Source organism: Paenibacillus durus, from assembly GCF_000756615.1.
Classification (GTDB): Bacteria; Bacillota; Bacilli; order Paenibacillales; family Paenibacillaceae; genus Paenibacillus_AQ; species Paenibacillus_AQ durus.
In genome coordinates, this window is record NZ_CP009288.1 from 1,564,233 (window position 1) to 1,585,559 (window position 21,327).

19 protein-coding genes and 2 pseudogenes are annotated in these 21,327 nt (G+C 51.1%); 17 read left to right on the forward strand and 4 right to left on the reverse strand.

Annotated features, from left to right (window positions below; genetic code table 11):
* The first annotated feature begins 51 nt into the window (after window positions 1-51).
* The 6 genes and pseudogenes from PDUR_RS07090 to PDUR_RS07115 all read left to right on the forward strand — a co-directional run.
* The gene (locus tag PDUR_RS07090) at window positions 52-609 is read left to right on the forward strand and encodes a GNAT family N-acetyltransferase (protein WP_042209154.1); all 558 of its coding nucleotides are present in this window, start codon (window positions 52-54) and stop codon (window positions 607-609) included.
* Between the two features lie 463 nt (window positions 610-1,072).
* Window positions 1,073-2,398 (forward strand): extracellular solute-binding protein, encoded by a 1,326-nt coding sequence (locus PDUR_RS07095; RefSeq protein WP_042205658.1) that lies wholly within the window; start codon window positions 1,073-1,075, stop codon window positions 2,396-2,398.
* A gap of 64 nt (window positions 2,399-2,462) precedes the next feature.
* On the forward strand, window positions 2,463-3,341 hold the full coding sequence (locus PDUR_RS07100) for a carbohydrate ABC transporter permease (RefSeq protein ID WP_042205659.1): 879 nt from the start codon (window positions 2,463-2,465) through the stop codon (window positions 3,339-3,341).
* 10 nt (window positions 3,342-3,351) lie between these two features.
* Window positions 3,352-4,194, forward strand: a complete 843-nt coding sequence (locus PDUR_RS07105) for a carbohydrate ABC transporter permease (RefSeq protein ID WP_042205660.1) — start codon at window positions 3,352-3,354, stop codon at window positions 4,192-4,194.
* A 4-nt stretch (window positions 4,195-4,198) separates the two neighbouring features.
* Window positions 4,199-5,131, forward strand: a complete 933-nt coding sequence (locus tag PDUR_RS07110; protein ID WP_042205661.1) for a nucleoside hydrolase — start codon at window positions 4,199-4,201, stop codon at window positions 5,129-5,131.
* Between the two features lie 305 nt (window positions 5,132-5,436).
* Window positions 5,437-6,587: pseudogene (locus PDUR_RS07115) on the forward strand (IS4 family transposase); the annotation flags it as partial.
* A 419-nt stretch (window positions 6,588-7,006) separates the two neighbouring features.
* Here PDUR_RS07115 and PDUR_RS07120 read toward each other — a convergent pair.
* Window positions 7,007-7,519, reverse strand: coding sequence for a hypothetical protein (locus tag PDUR_RS07120; protein ID WP_052410104.1), 513 nt, complete (start codon window positions 7,517-7,519; stop codon window positions 7,007-7,009).
* Window positions 7,520-7,745: 226 nt separating this feature from the next.
* Here PDUR_RS07120 and PDUR_RS27850 point away from each other — a divergent pair.
* Together PDUR_RS27850 and PDUR_RS27190 are read left to right on the forward strand one after the other, a co-directional pair.
* Window positions 7,746-8,632: pseudogene (locus PDUR_RS27850) on the forward strand (hypothetical protein).
* Between the two features lie 110 nt (window positions 8,633-8,742).
* Window positions 8,743-9,723 (forward strand): phosphotransferase enzyme family protein, encoded by a 981-nt coding sequence (locus tag PDUR_RS27190; RefSeq protein WP_052410106.1) that lies wholly within the window; start codon window positions 8,743-8,745, stop codon window positions 9,721-9,723.
* A 139-nt stretch (window positions 9,724-9,862) separates the two neighbouring features.
* On the opposite strand, the gene PDUR_RS07135 is transcribed toward PDUR_RS27190, so the two are convergent.
* Together PDUR_RS07135 and PDUR_RS07140 are read right to left on the reverse strand one after the other, a co-directional pair.
* Window positions 9,863-10,630 (reverse strand): SDR family NAD(P)-dependent oxidoreductase, encoded by a 768-nt coding sequence (locus tag PDUR_RS07135; protein WP_042205662.1) that lies wholly within the window; start codon window positions 10,628-10,630, stop codon window positions 9,863-9,865.
* A gap of 16 nt (window positions 10,631-10,646) precedes the next feature.
* On the reverse strand, window positions 10,647-11,105 hold the full coding sequence (locus PDUR_RS07140) for an S-ribosylhomocysteine lyase (RefSeq protein WP_042205663.1): 459 nt from the start codon (window positions 11,103-11,105) through the stop codon (window positions 10,647-10,649).
* Window positions 11,106-11,364: 259 nt separating this feature from the next.
* Here PDUR_RS07140 and PDUR_RS07145 point away from each other — a divergent pair, with 259 nt between their 5' ends.
* The 5 genes from PDUR_RS07145 to PDUR_RS07165 are packed head-to-tail and all read left to right on the forward strand — an operon-like array spanning window position 11,365 to window position 15,990.
* Complete coding sequence (locus tag PDUR_RS07145) at window positions 11,365-12,225, forward strand: MetQ/NlpA family ABC transporter substrate-binding protein (RefSeq protein WP_042205664.1); 861 nt, start codon at window positions 11,365-11,367, stop codon at window positions 12,223-12,225.
* A 21-nt stretch (window positions 12,226-12,246) separates the two neighbouring features.
* Complete coding sequence (locus PDUR_RS07150) at window positions 12,247-13,455, forward strand: aminotransferase class I/II-fold pyridoxal phosphate-dependent enzyme (protein WP_042205665.1); 1,209 nt, start codon at window positions 12,247-12,249, stop codon at window positions 13,453-13,455.
* A 2-nt stretch (window positions 13,456-13,457) separates the two neighbouring features.
* Window positions 13,458-14,561 carry a methionine ABC transporter ATP-binding protein gene (locus tag PDUR_RS07155; RefSeq protein WP_081949426.1) on the forward strand — a complete coding sequence of 368 codons (1,104 nt, stop codon included), beginning with the start codon at window positions 13,458-13,460 and terminating at the stop codon, window positions 14,559-14,561.
* Window positions 14,558-15,214, forward strand: a complete 657-nt coding sequence (locus PDUR_RS07160; protein WP_042205666.1) for a methionine ABC transporter permease — start codon at window positions 14,558-14,560, stop codon at window positions 15,212-15,214. Before PDUR_RS07155 ends, PDUR_RS07160 begins: the two co-directional genes overlap by 4 nt.
* Window positions 15,215-15,267: 53 nt before the next feature.
* A complete protein-coding gene (locus PDUR_RS07165) occupies window positions 15,268-15,990 on the forward strand; it encodes a 5'-methylthioadenosine/adenosylhomocysteine nucleosidase (protein ID WP_042205667.1) in 723 nt (240 codons plus the stop codon).
* 73 nt (window positions 15,991-16,063) lie between these two features.
* Here the strand turns inward: PDUR_RS07165 and PDUR_RS07170 are convergent, their stop codons facing one another.
* A complete protein-coding gene (locus tag PDUR_RS07170; RefSeq protein WP_042205668.1) occupies window positions 16,064-16,861 on the reverse strand; it encodes a Cof-type HAD-IIB family hydrolase in 798 nt (265 codons plus the stop codon).
* A 236-nt stretch (window positions 16,862-17,097) separates the two neighbouring features.
* Here PDUR_RS07170 and PDUR_RS07175 point away from each other — a divergent pair, with 236 nt between their 5' ends.
* From PDUR_RS07175 to PDUR_RS28635, 4 genes are all read left to right on the forward strand, one after another.
* A complete protein-coding gene (locus tag PDUR_RS07175) occupies window positions 17,098-17,811 on the forward strand; it encodes a metal-dependent hydrolase (protein WP_042205669.1) in 714 nt (237 codons plus the stop codon).
* 314 nt (window positions 17,812-18,125) lie between these two features.
* A complete protein-coding gene (locus PDUR_RS07180; protein WP_042205670.1) occupies window positions 18,126-19,928 on the forward strand; it encodes a cache domain-containing sensor histidine kinase in 1,803 nt (600 codons plus the stop codon).
* Complete coding sequence (locus PDUR_RS07185; protein ID WP_042205671.1) at window positions 19,921-21,117, forward strand: response regulator; 1,197 nt, start codon at window positions 19,921-19,923, stop codon at window positions 21,115-21,117. The genes PDUR_RS07180 and PDUR_RS07185 overlap by 8 nt, the downstream gene beginning before the upstream one ends.
* Before the next feature lie 16 nt (window positions 21,118-21,133).
* Window positions 21,134-21,274 carry a hypothetical protein gene (locus PDUR_RS28635; RefSeq protein WP_156130355.1) on the forward strand — a complete coding sequence of 47 codons (141 nt, stop codon included), beginning with the start codon at window positions 21,134-21,136 and terminating at the stop codon, window positions 21,272-21,274.
* The last annotated feature ends 53 nt before the right edge of the window (window positions 21,275-21,327 follow it).

The following is a 21,327-nucleotide window of genomic DNA, read 5'->3' on the forward strand; positions in this document are numbered from 1 at the left end:
ATCCGAAGACGTTGGAGATGACAAGCCTTGAAGAATGTAATCGACCCGATTATGATTTCTTTTCCCGAGAGTTTAGAGATGGAGAGGCTGCTGATCCGCGCCCCGCTGTGGGGAGACGGAGCCGCGATGAATGAAGCGATCTTAGAAAGCCTGGAGGAGCTGCGTCCGTGGCTGCCTTTTGCCAGAAAGGCTCCCACCCTGGAAGAGTCGGAAGCCTTCACCCGGCAGACGCGGCTTGAGTTTCTGAACCGCTCGAATCTGCACCTTCGCCTATTTGATAAGCATACGGGTAAGTTCATCGGCAGCAGCGGCCTGCACCGGATCGATTGGGATGTGCGAAGCTTCGAGATCGGCTACTGGATCAGGACTTCCTGCGCGGGGAACGGATATATCACGGAGGCGGTGAACGGAATTACGGATTTCGCCATCCGCGAACTTGCGGCGAACCGGATCGAGATCCGCTGCAATGCGAAGAATGTTAAAAGCGCGGCGGTGGCGGAACGTACAGGCTATACGCTGGAGGGTATTCTGCGAAACACCCGGCTGGCGGAGAACGGAGAGCTGGGCGATACTAAGGTGTACGCTAAGGTGCGGGGTTCCGAATTTTAACCCTCCTGACGCGTACAGCCCCCCCTTGTAAAGCCAAGGGAAGCTAAACATCCGCTTGATGCAGTAGCCCCAACGAAGAGTTCCAAATGAAATACGCACTAATCGGTGCGAACATCAAGTTCACATAGAGCCGTCACATTAATTGTGGCGGCTCTATGCGTTTTTTCGGATAAATATCCAAATAACTCCGCTGCTGCCACATAAACTATTTACAATTTTATTATCGCAAAATTTAATTAATAGCCTTTTTACATACTGTCTAATGTCTCGGAAAATGAAAGAATGCTAAGGTGTGATTAATTCTGACAAGCTTGATTTCCAGGTTAGTTTAACTGACATAAAGTTAACTGACATAAAGCGGAGCTAAGGGGTCAGCCTAATTTTTATACAAAAGGGGGAAGGGTCGAACGAAGGGTCAGATTCAGTCGTCGTTGCTTGCTAAACAAAATTAGGAGGCTTGTTAATGAAGATGAAATGGGCTAAGACATTCTGGGTGTATTTGCTGGTGACTGCGATGATCGGAGTCCTATCGGCTTGCGGCCAATCGAACAATACAAACACCGCCTCCGGAAATACGGGAAATACGGAGCAGAAGCAGGTAGTGCTTTCATTCATGACAACTTGGTCGGAGTCAGATCCGTTTACAGGCGTCTATTATAAAAATGCAATGGCTTTCGAGAAGGCCAATCCGGATATCAAACTGGATATTGAGACCATTCCTTATAATGATTATCCAGTCAAATTAAATACGACAGCGGCTGGGGGCAACCTCCCTGACTTGATTCTGATGATCGGCGGGGGCTCCATGTTCGAACAAATCGCCCGTTCCGGCGCGCTGATGCCGATTGACGATATGATGGGCAACTGGAAGGAAGACTTTTTACCGTCCTCGAAAATCAAAGAATTTAATGTCGATGGCAAGCAGTACGGGATTCCAGGGGAGGTTTCATACGCTACTGTCATTTATTACAACAAAAAAATAATGAAGGATGCGGGGTATACCGAATTTCCGACGACGTATGATGCTTTCAAAGCGATGGTTAAGGATCTGAAGGCCAAAAATATTACTCCAATAGCCTATGGCAATAAAACCGGCAGCGTCCTGCTGGCGTCTCTCCTTTCACCTCTTAATGAAAGAATCTCGGGGCCGGATCTTTATGCGAAAATCAAGTCGGGAGAACAGAAGTTTACCGACCCGGATTTTATGAACGCGCTGAAAGATATCAAGGAGCTTTCCGATATAGGAGCTTTTAACGTCGATCTTAACAGTATTGACAATGTCCAAGCCACCAACCTGTTCCTCTCGGGGAATTCCGCTATGTATATAGACGGCAGCTGGGGGGCCAAGCAAATTTCCAAAGACAAAGCTGCGGATTTAGAAGTAGGCTTCGCCGTATTCCCGCAAATCGAGGGAGGCAAGGGCAGCATGTCCACCATGCCGGGCGCGACCAATCAGGGGGTTGTCTTGAACGCGAAGCTGGATGACGCTAAAAAGGCAGCAGCCGAGAAATTTTTGCAGTTCATGTACAGTGAAGAATCCTACCAAAATATTATCCGGGATGGAAACATGGTTCCGGCCAATGTGGAAGCGCCTGCGGATATCGATCCGCTGTTCAAAGAGATGACCGGCGTACTAGCGGGTGTTAAGGAAATTACTCCGGTATATGACATCGTGATGCCAGCCACCGTAGTCACGGCAACCAAAAACGGCCTTCAGGGACTGACTACGCCAGGCGGAAGCACTCCGGAGGCCGTAGCGGAGGAACTTCAGAAGGAATTGGGCCAATAATGTTCTTCGGGCGGAGGGCTGAACCTTGGGCTCTTCGCCTTCAATTCTATCGGAGGTACCGCATATGCAGATGTTTCTTCGCCATAAATGGATCATAGCCGCCGGCCTCATTCCAGCTGTGGTCATATACACAATGTTCTCAATCTATCCGATTCTGAGCTCTGTCTACTACTCGTTTTTCAAATGGGACGGTTTCTCCCCCAAGCAGTGGCACGGGCTTCAGAATTACGTCAATTTGATCGGTGACGGCGTTTTTTGGCAATCTATCCGCAACAATCTTTATTTCGTGCTCTTTTCTGTACTGGGGGAAATCCCTCTTGGCTTGTATCTGGCCATGATGCTGAGCGGAAAGCTGTTCCGCAGAGATGGGATTTTCAGAACGGTCTTTTTCATGCCTGTGGTTATATCCACCATTGTTGTTTCCCTGATCTGGAATATGTTCTACAATTACCAGTTTGGCCTTGTCAATACGGCGCTTCGGGCGGTTGGCCTGGATCATTGGGCGCAGAACTGGCTTGGCAATCCGGGGCTTGCTATCTTTGTGCTGTGTATTGTCGTCGTCTGGCAGTACACCGGGCTGTACATGGTCATCTTTCTGGCCGCGCTGCAAAATGTGCCGTCGGAAGTGCTGGAAGCGGCGGAGCTGGATGGAGCCGTCGGTATAAAAAGAACCTGGCATATCGTGGTGCCGATCATAGCGGACACCATTTTTGCTTCGGTCGTGCTATGCATAAGCGGAGCGCTTCGCGCGTTCGATTTGATCTATATCATGACTAACGGAGGGCCCAGCCATTCTACGGAAGTGGGCGCTACGTATATGTTTTCCCAGACGTTCAGCTCGATGAAGTACGGTTATGGGAGTGCAATTTCCACAGCCATCATCATTATCAGCTTTGGTCTGATTATTATAAGCCAGTTCATTTTGCGATCTGTGAAGAGGTGATTCTTCTAAAATGGAACAACGACTGCGACCCAAACGGCCCTTTTCGGCTCAGATCCACCGCCTGGTGCTCTTGCTGCTGCTTGTAATCAACATCTATCCTCTGCTGTGGATGGTTCTCAATTCGCTGAAAACCGAACAGGAGCTGACCATGAATCCGTTCGGAATAGCCCGGCAGCCGGTATGGAGCAATTATATTGAAGCCTGGAAGGTAGCAAAGCTGGGTCCGTATTTGATCAACAGTATTATCGTTACGCTGTCTGCGGTAGTGCTTACACTGCTGGTCGGAGCCTTGGCCGCATTCTTTCTAAGCCGGTTTGAATTCAAATCCAAAGGCTTTCTGCTCGTCTATTTCACTTTTGGCATGCTGATCCCGATCCATGCGACGCTCGTTCCCTTGTTCATTGAAATGCGCAGTCTGAATTTGATGGATAACCGGCTCACCCTGCTGCTGCCCTATACCGCTTTCAATCTCCCGATCACGATATTTATCCTGGCCGGTTTCATGAATGCCTTTCCGAAGGAAGTGGAGGAGGCTGGGATCATGGATGGATGCAGCGTAATGGGCATTTTCGGGCGGCTGATTCTTCCTATGCTGACACCTGCGCTGGCGACAGCCTTCATCATTAATTTCCTGAATAACTGGAACGAATTTTCCTTCGCGCTGGTGCTGATTACCGATGGAGCCTTAAAGACGCTTCCGCTTGGCCTGGCCAACTTTGCCGGTCAGTACAACCGCAGCTATACGCTGCAAATGGCGGGATTAACCATCGTTCTAGTGCCCACGCTCCTCTTCTATCTCTCTGTGCAAAAATATCTGACCGCCGGGATGACCGCGGGAGCGGTTAAAGGATGACGGAATAATGAAGCGAAAAATAATTATCGATTGCGATCCGGGCCATGACGACGCGATAGCGATCTTGGTCGCTGCCGCGCATCCCGGTCTGGAGCTGCTCGCGATAACTACAGTAGCCGGCAACGCGGAACTGGGGAAGACAACGCTTAATGCGCTCAAGGTATGCGAAATTGCGAAACTAAGTGGGGTGCCGGTCGCCCGGGGCGCGGGCCGTCCGCTGGTGAGGGATAGGGAAGCCGCTTCGGAAATTCATGGTGACTCCGGGATGGACGGTCCCATTCTGCCTGATCCATTGCTTCGGGAGACGGAAGAGCATGCCGTTGATTTGATCATCCGAATGCTGATGGAGTCGGGCGGCGATATTACTCTCGTTCCTGTGGGGCCGTTGACCAATATTGCCATGGCGATCCGCAGGGAGCCGCGCATTGTTCCTAAAATTCAGGAAATCGTCCTGATGGGCGGCGGAACGTTCGGGAATTGGACACCGGCTGCGGAGTTCAATATTTGGGCCGATGCGGAAGCCGCTCAGGTGGTGTTCGGCAGCGGCGCTCCGGTTACGATGATCGGACTGGATGCCACTCATCAGGCGCTGGCGACTCCGGAGATTAACGAACGGATCATGGCAATCGCTAACCCGGTCGCCGGATTCGTCGGGGAGCTGCTCACCTTTTTCGGAAAGACCTATAAGGAATTCTTCGATTTCGATGCTCCGCCCGTACATGATGTGTGCAGCGTCGTTTACTGTATCGATCCGTCGGTGTTTGACTGCCGCTTCCTGAACGTAACCGTTGAGACCAGAGGCGAGCTGAGCTACGGCATGACGCTGGTCGATATTCACGGTGTGACGGGCAGGCCGCCCAATGCCACGGTTGCGCTCGGCCTTGATCACGGGAGGCTGTGGGACATCATTATTGGCGCGCTAAGTCGCTACAAATAGAAGGGATTCCGTGCCGCGAATGAATTGAATTGAACACTCCCCTCCCTTCACGGATGCTTTGAGGAAGGGGATTCTTGGGTAATCCCTTCTACCGAAGAGAAGTTTACCAAGCTAGCCCTGCCGTTCCGGCAGTTTGTGTATACTTTACACCTCAACTTTCTCAGAGCGAAAATTGGTTTGGTTTCAAGCCAGGCCTGGATTTAAGGCCGGATAAGTACAATTCTTGCCAACATAGAAAAACACCGCTTCCTTTGGTAGAGTGAGAGTGACGAACAATCACAAACCACAGAAGAGGTGTCCCTTCCATGATAAAACAAAATGTACCCTTTGAACAACTGCCTGCTGAACTAAAGCCTGCTTTTCAAGAACTCGGTGTCCTGAAATTTCTGCGACAAGCCGGATTTCGCAAATCGTTCGGCTATTCCTGCTCACAGCTGTTTCAACTGGTGTTTGTCCTACTCTTTCACCAGAAAAACTGGTTTCGCCTGCTCGAGAGCGCCAAAGGCGAATCCTTTCCAGGCAAAGATACGGTCTACCGCTTTCTCAATCATAGCGGATACGCCTGGCGGCGCTTCTTGTCTTTGCTCAGCAGTGACACTGTGCAGCGGGTCGAAGCCCTGACTTCTCTCACCCGAACCTCCGTGTTCATCGTGGACGATTCCATGTTTGAGCGCAACCGCAGCAAAGCCGTGGAACTTCTGGCGCGCTTCAAGGATCATGCCACAGGCGCGTACTATAAAGGCTTTCGCATGCTGACCTTGGGCTGGTCGGACAGCCATACGTTTCTCCCCTTGGACTTTGCCTTATTGAGTTCCGTGAAAGCAGGTTTGACCAGCGTGAATCCCGACATCGACAAGCGTTCGTGCGGCTACAAACGCCGGAAAGAGGCTTTGCTCAGTGCCCCACAGGTGGTTCCCGAGCTACTGGACCGCGCCATCGCTTCCGGGGTTTCGGCCGCTTACGTCCTGATGGACAGTTGGTTTACTCATGCGCCCCTGATTGGGCGGATTGTGGACTGGGGCCTTCATGTCATTGGCATGGTGAAAAACGACAACAAGCGCTACCTCGTCCAGGGTCATCGAGTGGATCTCAAAGGTTTGTACCGGGCTGCCCTACGTGTCCAGGGGACCCATCGGCATCTGTTACGTCAGATTACACAGAGCTCGTTCCCGGCATTCCCGTTGTCGTGATCTTTGTCCGCCCTCGCTCCAAGAAAAACGAGTGGCTCGCCATTTTATTGACCGATCGGACGCTGAGCGCTCCTGAAATCATCCAGACGTATGGCCTTCGTTGGGACATCGAGGTCTTCTTCAAGTGCACCAAGTCCTTGCTGCGACTGCAAAAAGAGTTTCAGGGCCGCTCCTACGATCTGCTCATTAGCCATACGACGATTGTCTTTTCCCGCTATATTCTGCTGGCCTGTCAACATCGGCAAAGTACCGATCAACGGACACTATTAGTAGCGAAGTCAGAACCTTCAGATATCTGAGGGCTCTGGCTTCTTTTTGGTTATATGGTCTGTGGGTGAAGCGGGTTGGTACCTTTGCAGATGGGTTCCGTATTAAAGCAAGGGAATGTTGCGGTACAGGCAGCAGCGCCGCCGGCAGACGGCCTGTGAGCGGACTGTTGCCTTTTCATAACCTTATTAGAAAATGTACTAAGTTTAACGCTCTCAGACGACCTCTAGCAGGTGCTGTAGGCTCATTCTTTCCTAATACTAACAAATGTACCTACAGCTGATTAAAAATGTTCCTTGATCTGTCTGTGTGGCTCTGAAGTAAAGTGTATTTGATGAGACTGATGCACAACATTATATATTTTTGTGCATAAAAAAGCCCCCGGGAATCGGGAGCTTTCTCAACAGCAAAACTTGAATTAATTTGTAACATCGGAAATGGATGAACCAGTTTTTCCAAAAAATTCTCCATTAACGTTACTACCGCCACCACTCCATTGAAGCGTATAGTCTCCAGCACGCATGCCTTGTTCGAAACCTTCTTCAAAATTCTTCCATGTTAGAGATCCGCTTCCAGCAATTACTCTAGAAAAATATACCATTCTAGTAGAATTGTGTGTTAAACTAACAGTAACTGATTGGTTACTATAGTTTTTCATTAAAAGTTTAATATGACCATATCCCGCATTTATAGTAAAGTATTTTGGTACAACTGAGCCTCCCGTTACGGTATCGCCAATAGGGTTGGAAGTATCAATAACAGATGGGGTTATCAAGTGACCTTCGATAAAAGGATTACTAATGGGACTTTCTATTGCACTAGATTCAGGAATTACATTCTCCTGAGTTGTACTTGGTGAAGCAAAAGCAGTCATCGCTGTTGTTGCCATAGCTAAAGATAATGTCGCAAAAAAAGCACTTTTTTTCTTCATAAAATTAATTCCTCCCTCATTTTCTTTATTATGTATTAATTATTTAATAATGTATTAAGTATACATCTTTAGTGAAATATTGTAAAATATTTAATATAATTTACTCAACTTTCTCACCTTAGTTATCAGTTGAATCCCTTGGGGCTGTAAGAAGAATTCAATGTATTTATCCCTTATCGATAAAAAACACCTTGCTTGTTTGGTATCATGGAAGTGTCGAGCAACCATGCCAACAAGAACGGTGCGTAACTCTTATGTTACACAACGTTCCCCGTCTGAACAGTCTCGCATTTCCAAACTTTTTGTCACTCTTCAAATCGGGAAATCCTTACGAAATGCGGGAATTTCCAAGTCGTTTGGCCTTTCCAGTCTCGCAGTCTTTCAAATCGTCTTCTCTCTGGTCTTCGAGGGGAAAAACTGGTTTCGCATGCTTGAAAGCCAGCGCGGAGCGAATCTTCCCGGCAAAGATGTCGTCTACCGTTTTTTGAATCAAGCTTCTTATGCTTGGCGGCGCTTTTTGCAGACGCTCAGTCTTCGCATCGTGCGCCATTTCGAATCGCTCATTTCATCGAATCGGGTACGGGTGTTCATCGTCGACGATTCCGTTCTGAGCCGAACCGGAGTAAAAAGGCAGAACTACTGGCACGGGTGTTTGACCATCCCACAACGGGAATGGCTTGCCATTTTAAGTACGGACGTAACTCTGGATGACGCTGAAATCGTACGAATCTACGGGATGGGCTGGAGTATAGAGACCTTTTTTAAAGTCACCAAAAGCTATTTGAAACTGGGAACGGAATTTCAAGGCCGTTCCTTTGACCAACTCCTTAGCCATACGACGATTGTGTTCAGTCGATATTTGGCGTTGGAATACGAACGGCGTCAATCCAGTGAGATCGGACGCTCGGAGGACTCCTTTTTCTTTTTGCCGATGAGGTCCGCGATCTGGACTTCCAGACCGCACTTCAGCAATTGATGACTTTATTTCTCGAAATGTCCCAAGCCACAACCAAGAAGAACAAAGCGGCCGTTTTTTTTCAACTCCAGGATTGGATCTCCAGTTTACCTATCTATATCAAGGGTTTGTTTAAAGATTTGTGCTGTGAAAGTTGAGTTAATTATTAGTTTAATTGGGAGAAAAAGATAAGTCTATAAATTTCCAAAAATATATATTAGTCTTAGATATACCGGCCAGTGAACTAAGCTCTATGGGGAGGTACATTATGGTAAGTGAAGCAGTATTGAAAAGAGCGTCAGAATCCTTTCAATTCGATTTGGGAACCTTAATCTTGATTAGTAACTCAACGAATGAAGTATACCAGTTCACTAAAAACAATCAGCCTCATATCTTACGGTTATCTCAGCGGCCCTCAGCTTATATTGAAAAAATAAAAGCAGAAGTGGAGTGGGTCTCCTACTTAGCTAACAATGGAGTACATGTTTCGTTACCTATTAAGAGCTATGATGGTCAGTTAACCGTTATTTATAATGAGTCTGATCAGAGTATCATTGCTACTTCATTCGAGATGGCAACAGGGCGATTTTTTGAAAAAGACCAGCCGCATATGTGGGGAACGGCTATATTCCATAAGTGGGGAGAAACGATGGGGCAAATGCATCGACTCTCAAAATCATATGATGTTATAGGTGTAAAACGGAATGATTGGGCAATCTGGAGAATAGAAAATCCTTGGTTACAGCAAGGTAATTATCAGGTGATTCTTGAGAAGTTGAGATCGCTCGAACAGTCCATCGCTTCACTTCCTCGAGATAGCAATGCGTATGGATTGATTCATAATGATTTTCATCCTTATAATTTTTATATAGATAACGGAGACATCACGGTTTTTGACTTTGATGATAGCCTATATGGTTGGTTTGCCTTGGACATTGCAATTGCAGCATCTCATGCCTGTTGGTGGGGCTCCCCAGCCCATGATCGAAAATCAAAAAATGAGTTCTCTAAGCGCTTCCTGAATGATTTCTTAACAGGATACTTCAAGCATAATGACCTCGATAAATACTGGTTGCAGCAGATTCCGATGTTTATGAACTACCGAAATATATGCTCATTTTTCTGGTGGCTTAATAATTGGGACGGGGATGAAAGTCGTCTCTCGGAATTTCAGCAGAAAGCAGTAAAAGATGCGGTAAAACTTATTCAATCGGGTCAGTGTTTTGACGGTTGCGACATACAAATCTAACGTCGTTACGGAGAACGATAGTTCAATAAAACAGCGGCAGACTAGGACTTTATTTCGTCCATGACTGCCGCTGTTTCGATTTTGGGGAGGAGTGCCCTCCTTCAGAGAGGACGGCGCAGGCGTTTCTTCTTTAGCGGCCCTAATTCATCGTCATGCCGCCCGTCACATTGATCGCCTGTCCGGTCATGTACGAGGCAAGCGGGCTGGCCAGAAAAAGCACAACGTTCGCGACATCCTCCGGCTGCGCCGTCCGGCCCAGCGGCACCTGTGAACAGTCCTCGGCAAGAATGTCCTCCGGCGTCATCCCGCGCAGCTGTGCGCCTTCCACGCGTTCGCGGCGCTTCATGTCGGTCTCGACAATGCCCGGACAAACCGCATTCACCAGAATCTGCTCGCGGGCAAGCTCCAGAGCCATAACCTTCGTAAATCCAAGCACGGCATGCTTGGAAGCGACATATCCGCCCATGCAGCGGTAACCGTTCTTGCCGGCCTGCGAGGCGATATTGATGATGCGTCCGCCGCCGCCCTGCCGGAGCATTTGCCTCGCTCCCGCCTGGGAGACAAGATAGACGCCTTTGGCGTTGACGTCCATGACCTTGTCCCAATCGCCTTCCTTGATGTCCACTGCAAAATCCATCGTTGAAATGCCGCTGTTGTTCACCACGAAATCGATTCTGCCGAATGTCTCCACAGCAAAGCTGATCAGTTTATCTGCGTCCTCCGCGCGAGTAACGTCGCAGCGGATAACCGCCAGACTGTCACTGATGATTTCCTTCCATTCACACGCGATATCTCCGATAACGACATTGGCGCCCGCCTTCAGGAACAGATCCGCAATGCCTTTGCCGATACCGGACAGACCTCCGGTAATGACCAGCGTCTTGCCGGTCAAATCGATTGTCAGCATCGTTCTTTACCGCTCTTTAACGGCGCGTGAAGGGATCGTCGCTAATGCCCGCCTCAAGCACAAGCTTCGCATATTCCTTCGCACTGAACAGGGAATGATCCTTGTAGTTGCCGCATTCCAGAGCGCTGACCGCAGGTACGGTCTCTGTTTCCAGAACCTTGCGCAGCACTTTGGTCAGCGCCGCCGCTACCGCAGATGGCTCATGCTCGTCCCAGATAATCAGATAGAAGCCGGTGCGGCATCCCATAGGCGAAATATCAATGATTCCGGGCAGCTCATCGCGCAAGTAAGTTGCCAGCAAATGCTCCAGTGTATGAAGGGCAGCGGTCGGCAGCGCGTCGGTATTGGGTTGAAGCAGTCTCAGATCGTATTTTTGAACAATACTGCCTGCTGCGTTTCGTTCTGTTCCGGCAACCCGTACATAAGGCGCCTTGACTTTCGTATGATCCAATTGAAAACTTTCGACTTTAGCCATGAGTCTCTTCCTTCCACTTGTCAAATCTAGTTTCTCCTGCGCTTATTTCAAAGTAGCATACTCGGAATTTAAAGTAAACTAGTATTTCATATTTCATCCAATGAATAAATAAAAAATAGATAATCCCAGTGTTATAACGTATTGACAGCCATAAAGATGCATACTATCATGAAAAACAAATAAATCCGATTGATTTAATTGGTTAAATGAGATAATCGGAGAAATCTATTGGATGGATATTTAAGGGGGAAGAATGTTAATGAAAAAGGTAATGAATCGATGGGTATCGCCGCTGTTTGTGATTATGGCTGTTGTGCTTCTGATCTCGGGATGCGGGAACAGCTCCAACGCCGCTTCGTCAGGGAACGGTTCGGAGCAGGAATCCAAAACGCTGCGCATCAGCTTTAACCCGGGGCCTTACAGCGATCAGTTCAAGAACGGCGTTGCGCCTTACCTTGAGAAAAAAGGGTACAAGATTACATACAAGGAGTTCACGGACGGCATTCAACCGAATGTGGCTGTAGCGCAAGGGGAGATTGACGCGAATGTCTTTCAGCATTCCCTGTACCTTGAGTCGATCAACAAAAGAGAAGGGATTAATCTGATTGGCGCGGTCCAAGTTCCGACTCCTCCGATGGGCCTGTATTCCAAGAAGCATAAGAGCCTGGATGAGATCAGCGACGGCGCCCAGGTCAATCTGCCGAACGAGCCTGTTAATATGCTGCGGGCTTTGACCATTCTGAAAGAAGTCGGCTGGATTACGCTGAAGGATAATATTGATCCGCTGCAAACTTCACTTAACGATGTAACTTCTAATCCGCATAATATCAAATTTGTGCCGACAGAGCCCGCTCAAGGACCTCAGGCGCTTCAGGATGTGGATTTTGCCGCCATTCAGGGCAACTTTGCTATTGCGAATAACATCAAACTCACAACGGCGCTTAAGCTTGAAAATATGACGGACCCGTTCACCAACATCGTGGCTGTAGACAGCAAAAATAAAGACAAGCAGTTCGTAAAGGATATCATCGAAGGCTATCATTCACAGGAATTCAAGGACTACATCAAATCCAACTCTGCTTATGAAGGCTACAGATTGCCGGCTTATTTTAACGAATAATAATCAGGAGGAGGTGTCATCATGGCGAATTTTAAACCTTCCGCTGTCATTGGCCGGCTTCCCGAGCACTATTTCAGGGCGCTTAAGGAAAAGGTAGCCGACTACCGCAGCAGGGGCATTGATATTATCGATCTGTCCAGCGGCAATCCGGATCAGCCGACCCCGGAGCATATTGTCCGAAGCCTAAAGGAAGCGGCCGGCAAGCCGGAGAACCATGGATACCCTCCTTTTTACGGGAAAAAGAGCACCCTTGAAGCTGTCGCTGCCTTCTACAAGCGCGAGTATGACGTTGATCTGGACCCCGAAACGGAAATCGCCGTATTTCACGGGTCGAGCACCGGAATTATGGGGATCGCGCAAACCTTGCTCGGAACCGGCGATGTTCTGCTGACGGCTAACCCGGCCTATCCTCCCTATTATGCGGCGGCTGCGATGGCCGGGGCGGAGGTGCATGCGATCCCCGTATACGAGAAAGACGGATTTCTTCCGGATTACCGCACGGTTTCGGAGGAAATCATCCGGCGTGTGAAGCTGCTGCTGCTTAATTATCCGAACAATCCTACCGGAGCGGTGGCAACGAGGGGCTTCTTCGAGCAGTCGCTCGCATTAGCCGCCAAGCATCATTTCCCGGTGGTGAACGATTTTGCCTACGGCGCGTTCGGGTTTGGGGGCCTGAGGCCGATCAGTCTTCTGCAGATACCGGGCGGCAAGGAATACGGCGTGGAAATTTATACGCTGTCCAAGACCTACAATATGGCGGGCTGGCGATTTGGGTTCGCTGCCGGCAACGCTTCGATCATCCGCGCCCTTAAGCTGTTCCATACGCATGCGTACAGCACGATCTTCGGAGGGGTGCAGGATGCGGCCGCGACCGCTCTGCTTGGACCTCAGGACAATGTGGGACGGCTCGTGGAGCGCTATGAACGCAGACGCGATGCTTTAGTCTCGAAGCTGCGGAGCATCGGCTGGGAGGTTTCCGCTCCCGCAGGAACCTTCTTCGCCTGGTTTAAAGTGCCGGAAGGCTACCGTTCGCGGGAATTTGCCGAGAAGCTGCTGGAAGAGGCCCATGTTGCGGTCGCACCGGGCGAGGGCTTCGGCTCGCAGGGCGATTCCTATGTGCGGATCGGACTGGTGAACAGCGAAGAGCAGCTGCTGGAAGCCGCCAAGCGGATTGCAAGAACGGGAATTTTCCGCAAGTCTGCCGTTCAGTTAAGCGAAGGGAGACCATGAGGATGATTGAATTAAAGGATATTCACAAGACGTTTACACGCAAAGGACAGACGATCGAAGCGCTGAAGGGCGTAAACCTGCGGGTGGATAAAGGCGATATATTCGGAGTGATCGGGTACAGCGGCGCCGGCAAAAGCACACTGATCCGGATGGTCAACTATCTGGAGCGCCCGACGAAAGGCCGGGTCTTCGTTGAAGGTGAAGCCCTGGATCAATTCTCTCCGGCACAGCTTCGCAAGACCAAGAAGAAAATCGGCATGATCTTTCAGCATTTCAACCTGCTGGAATCGAAGACGGTATACGATAACATCGCGATTCCGCTCATGCTGCTGAAGCAGGACAAGAAGCGCATCCGTGAGCGCGTGACCGAGCTGCTGCAGTTTATCGGGCTGGCCGACAAAGCGGACAGCTACCCGAAGGAACTGTCGGGGGGCCAGAAGCAGCGGGTCGGCATTGCCCGGGCGCTGGCGAGCAATCCTTCGATTCTTCTCTGCGACGAAGCTACCTCAGCGCTTGATCCGCAGACGACCAAATCCATTCTGGACCTGCTGAAAAAAATAAATGAAGAATATCATATCACCATTCTGATGATCACGCATGAAATGGCCGTCATTCAGCAAATCTGCAACAAGGTAGCCGTCATGGAAAAAGGCGAGATCATCGAGCAGGGCGAGGTGCTTGAAGTCTTCGGCAATCCTCAGCATCCTACTACGGAGAGCTTTGTGCGGACCGTTATTCAAACCTCGGTGCCGGAAAGCGTGCTCCAGAGCCTGAATCCGGATGGAGTGGGGCGGCTGTTTAAATTGAAATTTGTAGGCGGCAATGCCTCGGAGCCAATCATCGACAGCCTGATTCGAAAATATAACGTCAGCGTCAACATTCTGTTTGCCAACATGAGCCAAATCCAGAACACGACGTTGGGTACGATGATTGTGCAGCTCGGCGGCGAGGATCGGGATATTTTCCGGGCTGTTGAATTTCTCGGATCACGGGGCGTTGAGATAGGAGAGCTTCAGGAGCTTCAGGAATTTCAGAACCAGCGAAAGGACCCGGTTATTGCAGAAAGTCATAAGGACCGGGTGATTAAGGAGGTGACAGCGGTATGAATACGATTATTACAGCGGATCAGTTGTTTCAAGCGCTGCGTGAAACGGTGGTCATGGTAGGGGTATCGCTGTTTTTTGGGGCGCTGCTCGGTATTCCGATCGGCATCGTGCTTGTCATTACCCGGCCTGGAGGCATCCTGCAGAACCGGTTCGTATTCGCTGTGCTTAATCCGCTAATCAATGTGGTCCGGTCGCTGCCGTTTATTATTTTGCTGGTCGCTATTATTCCTTTTACCCGGATGCTCGTTCATACTTCGATTGGGACCAGCGCCGCCATCGTTCCCCTGGTTGTCTATGTGGCGCCGTATATCGGCCGGCTGGTAGAGAACTCTCTGCTGGAAGTCAGTCCCGGAATCATGGAAGCGGCTGAAGCGATGGGGGCGACGACGTTTCAGGTGATCTGGCATTTTCTGCTCCCTGAGGCGTTCGGTTCCCTCATTCTGACGATGACTACCGCGACCATTGGACTTATCGGCGCAACGGCGATGGCCGGAACAGTTGGCGGGGGAGGCATCGGCGATCTCGCCATTTCCTATGGATATCAGCGTTTTGACACCTTCGTTATCCTCGTTACGGTCGCCATTCTCATCGTTTTTGTTCAGGGCATACAATCTGCGGGGAACCGGTTCGCCCGCAAGGCCCGCCGGGATTAGCCGCAGACGGCCGCGAAACATTACAGTGAAGCTTGCATAAAGGAGTCGAATGGATGAGCATAGCGATCATAGGCGCAATGGAAGAAGAGGTGGAATGGCTGCTGGGCCGCCTCAAGAATGTTCACAGATCGGAAGCGGCGGGAGGAATTTATTACACCGGAACTTTGGACGGACGGGAGATCGTGCTGCTGCAAAGCGGCGTAGGCAAAGTCAATGCGGCACTGACAACGGCGCTATTAATTGAGCGGTACCAACCGGAGCTGATTATTAATACCGGTTCAGCCGGCGGCATCGGCAGCGGCCTGCGGATCGGCGATGTCGTCGTCGCAGCGGAGCTGGCTTACAGCGATGTCGATGCGACGGCTTTTCAGCGGTACGTTTACGGTCAGGTTCCGCGGATGCCGGCCCGTTACCCGGTTCAGGAGGAATTTCTGGCGCTCGCCCGCCAGCTGTCAGCCGCCAGGGAGCCGGAAGAGAGAGTCTTTACGGGCCTGATAACGACCGCAGATTCTTTTATCGGCCGCCGTGAGGCCGCAGACTTTATCCGCGAACGGTTTCCCGAAGCGCTTGCGACGGATATGGAGGGGGCCGCTGTCGCCCAAACCGCGTACCGGTTCGGTGTGCCGTTTCTGGCCGTGCGCGCCATTTCCGACATCGCCGGTAGCGCTGCGGAAGAGCTGTTCACCTCCAACCTGGATTTGGCGGCGCTGAATGCCGCCAGATTCGTTCTCGAATGGCTGGACCTTTATCATCCGGCGTACAGCACCGGCATATAACGCTTGTTGTTCTGTACCTGATACAGACGAAGGGAGCGCAAGATCCGTATTGCACGGGTCCGCGCTCCCTTTGTTATTTTTGCAGGATAAATTTATCGATAACTTGCTTGACTCCGTCCTCATTATTGCTTGCAGTTACATAATTCGCAATCTCTTTCAGCGCCGGAATGGCATTGCCCATCGCTACGCCAAGACCGGCGGTCTCCAGCATTTCGTGGTCGTTCCACGAGTCGCCGACGGCGATAGTCTCGGACACTTTGCAGCCGAAATAGTCGGCCAGAAATTCGAGCGCCAGCCCTTTCGTACCTTCCTTGTGCGTGATTTCCAGATAATGCGGCTTCGATTTGGTAATGTGAACCTCGCTGCCGAGCAGCTCCCGGAGTTTAGGCGCCAGTTCGTCCAGGAAGGCGGGATCGTCGATGATCAGCAGCTTGGGCGTCTTGATCCCGGCCAGCTTTTCCGTGTCTGGATCAACGTAATATTGGGTCCTGTTCGCCGCCGCATAATCGATCAGCTTCTGGTTCTCATCGCGGGAATACAGCTTATCGTCGACATAAGTTTGCAGGTGCAGGTTGTGCTCTATGCAGTATTCAAAAACTTTACGAACCGCGTCCTGAGGCACGAAGCGCTCGTACAGCACTTTTTCGTCCATCAGATTCTTCACCAGGGAGCCCTGATAGGTAATGATCGGCACATTAAGTCCTGTCTGGCGGGCAATGGCCTGAGCGGATGCGTAGGCGCGTCCGGTGGCGAGCGTGACAACCACACCTGCAGCTATGGCCGCTTCCAGCGCCGCCTGCGTGGCGGGGGTTACTTCCTTGTCGTCATTGATCAGCGTGTCGTCAATGTCGATGGCAATCAGCTTGTACATTCGGTTTCTCTCCTTATATAAATCTGCTGCTTGGGAAACGGATAAGCTGACTAAATTGTATCCTAAAAACAAGGGGAGAACAATCGTGGGAGATACGGACTGGACAAAAGGAAGAAGGCTTGGTATACTTCGATAACCGCACGTGTGTTCGTGTTTGTGAGAAACGGTACCGTCCCGGTCAAAGGATGGCGCAGCCATTTCTTCCTAGCATCTTAGAAAGGGGCGTTTGCAAAACGATGATGGGCAAATCCCACCTGGTAATTAGCACCGGGGTCACCCTGTCGGCCATGCAGTTGGCCGGCTGTCACATCACAATTCCCGTTGTCGCCGTAGCGGTGCTCAGCTCGCTGCTGCCCGATATCGACGAACCAAATTCGCTGCTTGTGCGAAGTGCGGTTCCCGCCTTTTTGCTGCGTACGCTGCAGTTAACGTTGATCGCCGCCGCCGTCTTTCTGTATTTTGCGGATATTGCGCCGTATCCTTGGAATATCGTGCTGGCGCTGCTCATTGGCAGCGTGGCGTTTCTTCCGGGGCGAAGGCTGCGCAAGCTCTTCATGCTGCTGATCGCAGTGGGCCTGGTAGCGTTCGGGAGCGCTTATGATCCGTGGAATGCGATCGCGGGCAGCATTCTCGTCATTGCCGCGGTGGTTCCCCACCGGGGGTTAACCCATACGCTATACGGCGTGGCCGGGTGGACGGCGCTGCTGTATGTTGCCGGGCAAGGAATAGAAGGCGGGAACCTTCTTTGGATTGCCGGCGGTCTGTCGTATGCGCTGCATCTGCTGGCGGACTCGCTGACCCAGCGGGGCATCACTCCACTGCCGCCCCTCCCCTTCAAGCTGCGCCTGAAGCTGATGAGCACCGGCACGAAGAAGGGCGGGGCTGTGGAAGGAGTTTGCGTCACGCTAACGCTGGTGCTGGTCGTCCTGACTTTTATTGTTGGCCGTTAACAGCTGACTCTGGACAATAGAGGTTCCCCAGGTTCGCATAGCGCGCGGACTGAGGCGCGAAGAGCTTGTCGTTGTTCGGAATTACCGAACCTTGAAGCTCTCCGCGCCTTTTTGTCTAAATAATTTGACTTTCTCTTCAAGAGCACAAATAATGAAACTCAGCTTGAGTTGATCAATGAATGTTATGATTGAATGCGATGAATGAGTGATAAATGAACGTGATATATGAACGATAAAATCGGTTGGTTGCGGTTATGGTCCATGGAAGCCTGCGGACATTTTGCAAGCGCAGTCAAAAGGGGAGGGGGAGGAGCATGCGAAACGGTATAGCGGGGTGGTTCGGGAGACTGCCGATCCGCCGAAAGATCGTGCTTATTTTTTTGCCGCTGATCATCTTTCCGCTGCTGGCGCTTGGTCTGTTGTCCGGCGAAATGTTCAGCCGCTCGGTGATTGAGAAGACGAAGAACAATGTCCGGGACGAGTCCCGGCTCATTCTCTCGCAGATGGATTCTATCGTGAAAAATACGGAGAGCAGCGCCAATATCATGACGACCGATATCAACCGTCTGTATGATGAACGCTCGGCTTCGCTCGAGGCGATCGAAGAGGAAAAATTCAGTAATCTGATGGAGAGCCGTCTTTCGATTGACCTTGTGCTGTTTCCCGATGCGGACTCGGCCGTATTCGTCGATGTGCACGGAAGGGTGTACTCGTCCTATCCTCCCCAGGAGAGCCGGGATAGGAAGGTATTGTACAGCGGCCTGCCGGAACAAGTTAAACGGATGGGCAGCTACGGCGTGGGCCGCTGGCTGCCGGTGGCACGGCGGGATTATATGGTCAGCGACCCCGCTGTTCCGGTGCTGACGCTGGGTAAAATCGTATTCGACCTGGATTCCGGCAGCCAGCTCGGCACACTGTTTGTCAATGTCAGGGAGACGACCTTCGCTTCGATTCTGCAGGTCATGGGCGAGAACTCGGCTTCCAAGCAGTATTATATTGTGGACGGCGCTGGCAGAATCGTTTCTTCGCCGAATGAACAGCTGCTGCTGACGCCGTTCGCGGCTAACGTATCTCCGGGTCTTCTGGAGCGAGAAACCCCGATTTCCGACATTGTTGGCTCGGGAGAAGGGAGCAAATTGGTAACGGTTACCGCTTATGACAGGTTGAACTGGAAGCTGGTGAACATGGTTTCGCTGCAAACGCTTAACGGCGATATCCGCCGGAATTTTGCCCTGACTTTCGCATTCGGCGCTTTATGCCTGCTGCTGTCGCTGCTGCTCGCGGGGAAGCTGTCCCACATCATTGTGAACCCCTTGCTCCAGGTAACAAAGGCGATGCGGAAGGTGAAGGAAGGCGACCTGAATGTCACCTCGCCGGTGACGACGGAAGACGAAACGGGACTAATCGCCTCGGTCTTTAATTCAATGGTGCAGCAGATTAAGGAACTGCTTAATACCATAACCGAGGAACAGGGCCGCAAGCGGGAGTATGAGCTGGCCCTGATTCACGCGCAGATCAAGCCCCATTTTTTATATAATACGCTGGATACGATTTATGTTCTTAACGATTTAGGGCTGAACGAGGAGGCCCGGGATACGACCAAGGCGCTGGCTGATTTCTACCGGGTAGTGCTGAGCAAGGGAAGTGAATTGATTTCGCTTGCCGGCGAAATCGGCAATGTCCGGGATTACCTGAACATCATGCAGATTCGAAATCCCGACGTGCTGCGCTATGAAATCGATATTCCGCAGGAACTGGAGAAAGTGCCCGTTCCCAAGCTGTCTCTTCAGCCGCTGGTGGAGAATGCCATTTACCATGGTCTGAAAACGAAAGGAAGCCAGGGATTGATTGTCATCCGGGCAAGAAGAGAAGGCGGCGATGTGGCGATTTCCGTGGAAGATAACGGAGTCGGGATGCTGCCGGAGCAGGTGCAGCGGATTACGCAGTTTACCTCCGGAAAGGGCAGGCCCGCATCCATCGGCATATACAGCGTATACGAGCGTATCAAGCTCTATTTCGGCGAGCCGTACGGACTGACGGTCCGCAGCAAGCCGGGAGAAGGGACGGTAATGGAAATGAAGATACCCGGGAAGAAGGGGGAAGACGGGAATGTATAAGGTGATGATAGCCGACGATGAGCCGCTGTTCCGTTATTACATGCGCAGCAAGCTGGATTGGAGCGGACAAGGATTTACGATCTGCTGCGAAGCCGCCAACGGCCGGGAAGCGCTGGAGGAGGCGAAACGGTATGTGCCCGATTTGGCGCTGATCGACATCAGCATGCCTTATATGAACGGTCTGGAGCTGGCCGAGAAGCTGAAGGTGAATGTGCCCGGACTGCTGATTGTGTTCGTAACCGGCCATAACGAATTTGAATATGCGCAGAAGGCGCTCCGGCTGGGGGTCCACGATTATCTGCTCAAGCCGTTCGACCAGCGGGAGTTCGTGTCCATGATGGAAAAAGTAAGAGCAACCCTGCGCCTTCGCGAGGAAGCCGCCCTGCTGAAGCGCGAAGCCGGCGGAAATGAGGGGCCTTGGCGAACCATTGTGGAGCAGGCGGCGCAGAAGGCCCGGGCGCTCTTCAATGAATCCTCAGCGCTTTCCGAACAAGGGGCGCCGCTAGTAGGGCATGAACTTCATCCGGGAACCCATGAAACGCTGCTGATGGCGCTGAAGATGCGCGATCATGAGGCAGCAATGGATGAAATCGGCCAGACAATCGCCCTGTTTCGGGTTCGGCGTACCGGGGACCGGTTTGCTTTTACCGTTCTCATGAGCTATGTCTCGCTGTGTCTGTCCTATGCCGGCGGAATAGGAATGAACCCGGAGAGCCTGTGGAAGCCGGCGGCTTCACCGGAGCAGCGTCTTCGGGAAATGGTCTCCTGGGAGGAGACAGAGGGCTGGATTTCCGGAATGTACCATAAGGTGATCGAGTACAGGCCGGACGGTCGTCCGTCCAAATCGTATAATCTATTTCTGGCCGCCAAAGATTATATTCATAGGCACTACTCCGATCCGGAGCTGACAGTGGATCAGGTTGCAAGCGGCATGTATGTCGATTCCAGCTATTTGCGCAAGGTGTTCCGCAAGGAAGGAGCCATTGCCGTCCTCGATTACATCACCTATATACGGATGAAGCAGGCCAAAGAGCTGTTGGCCGAAGGCAACGTCAAGCTGGCGGAAATCGCTGAAAGGGTGGGTTACGCCGACCCGAATTATTTCAGCAAAAGCTTTAAAAAGCATTATGGCATGCCGCCGTCCGAGTTCGAGCAGCGGGAAATTCGTATTCGGCAGACCGGAAAATAGTGGTCTAAGGGTTATCATGAAGCGATCCGGACAGGATCGCTTTTTTCCGATTTTGGCCGGGACGATCCCCTCCAATGCTCCGAAGCACTTCGGACATTTAAGCGGCCGCTTTGTCCCGGATATTACCGATTATGCCCGGTTTAACCCTTATCCGTAATGGCGGGCTTCACTATAATTAGAGACATCAACCAACTGGAAGCGCTAACAAAA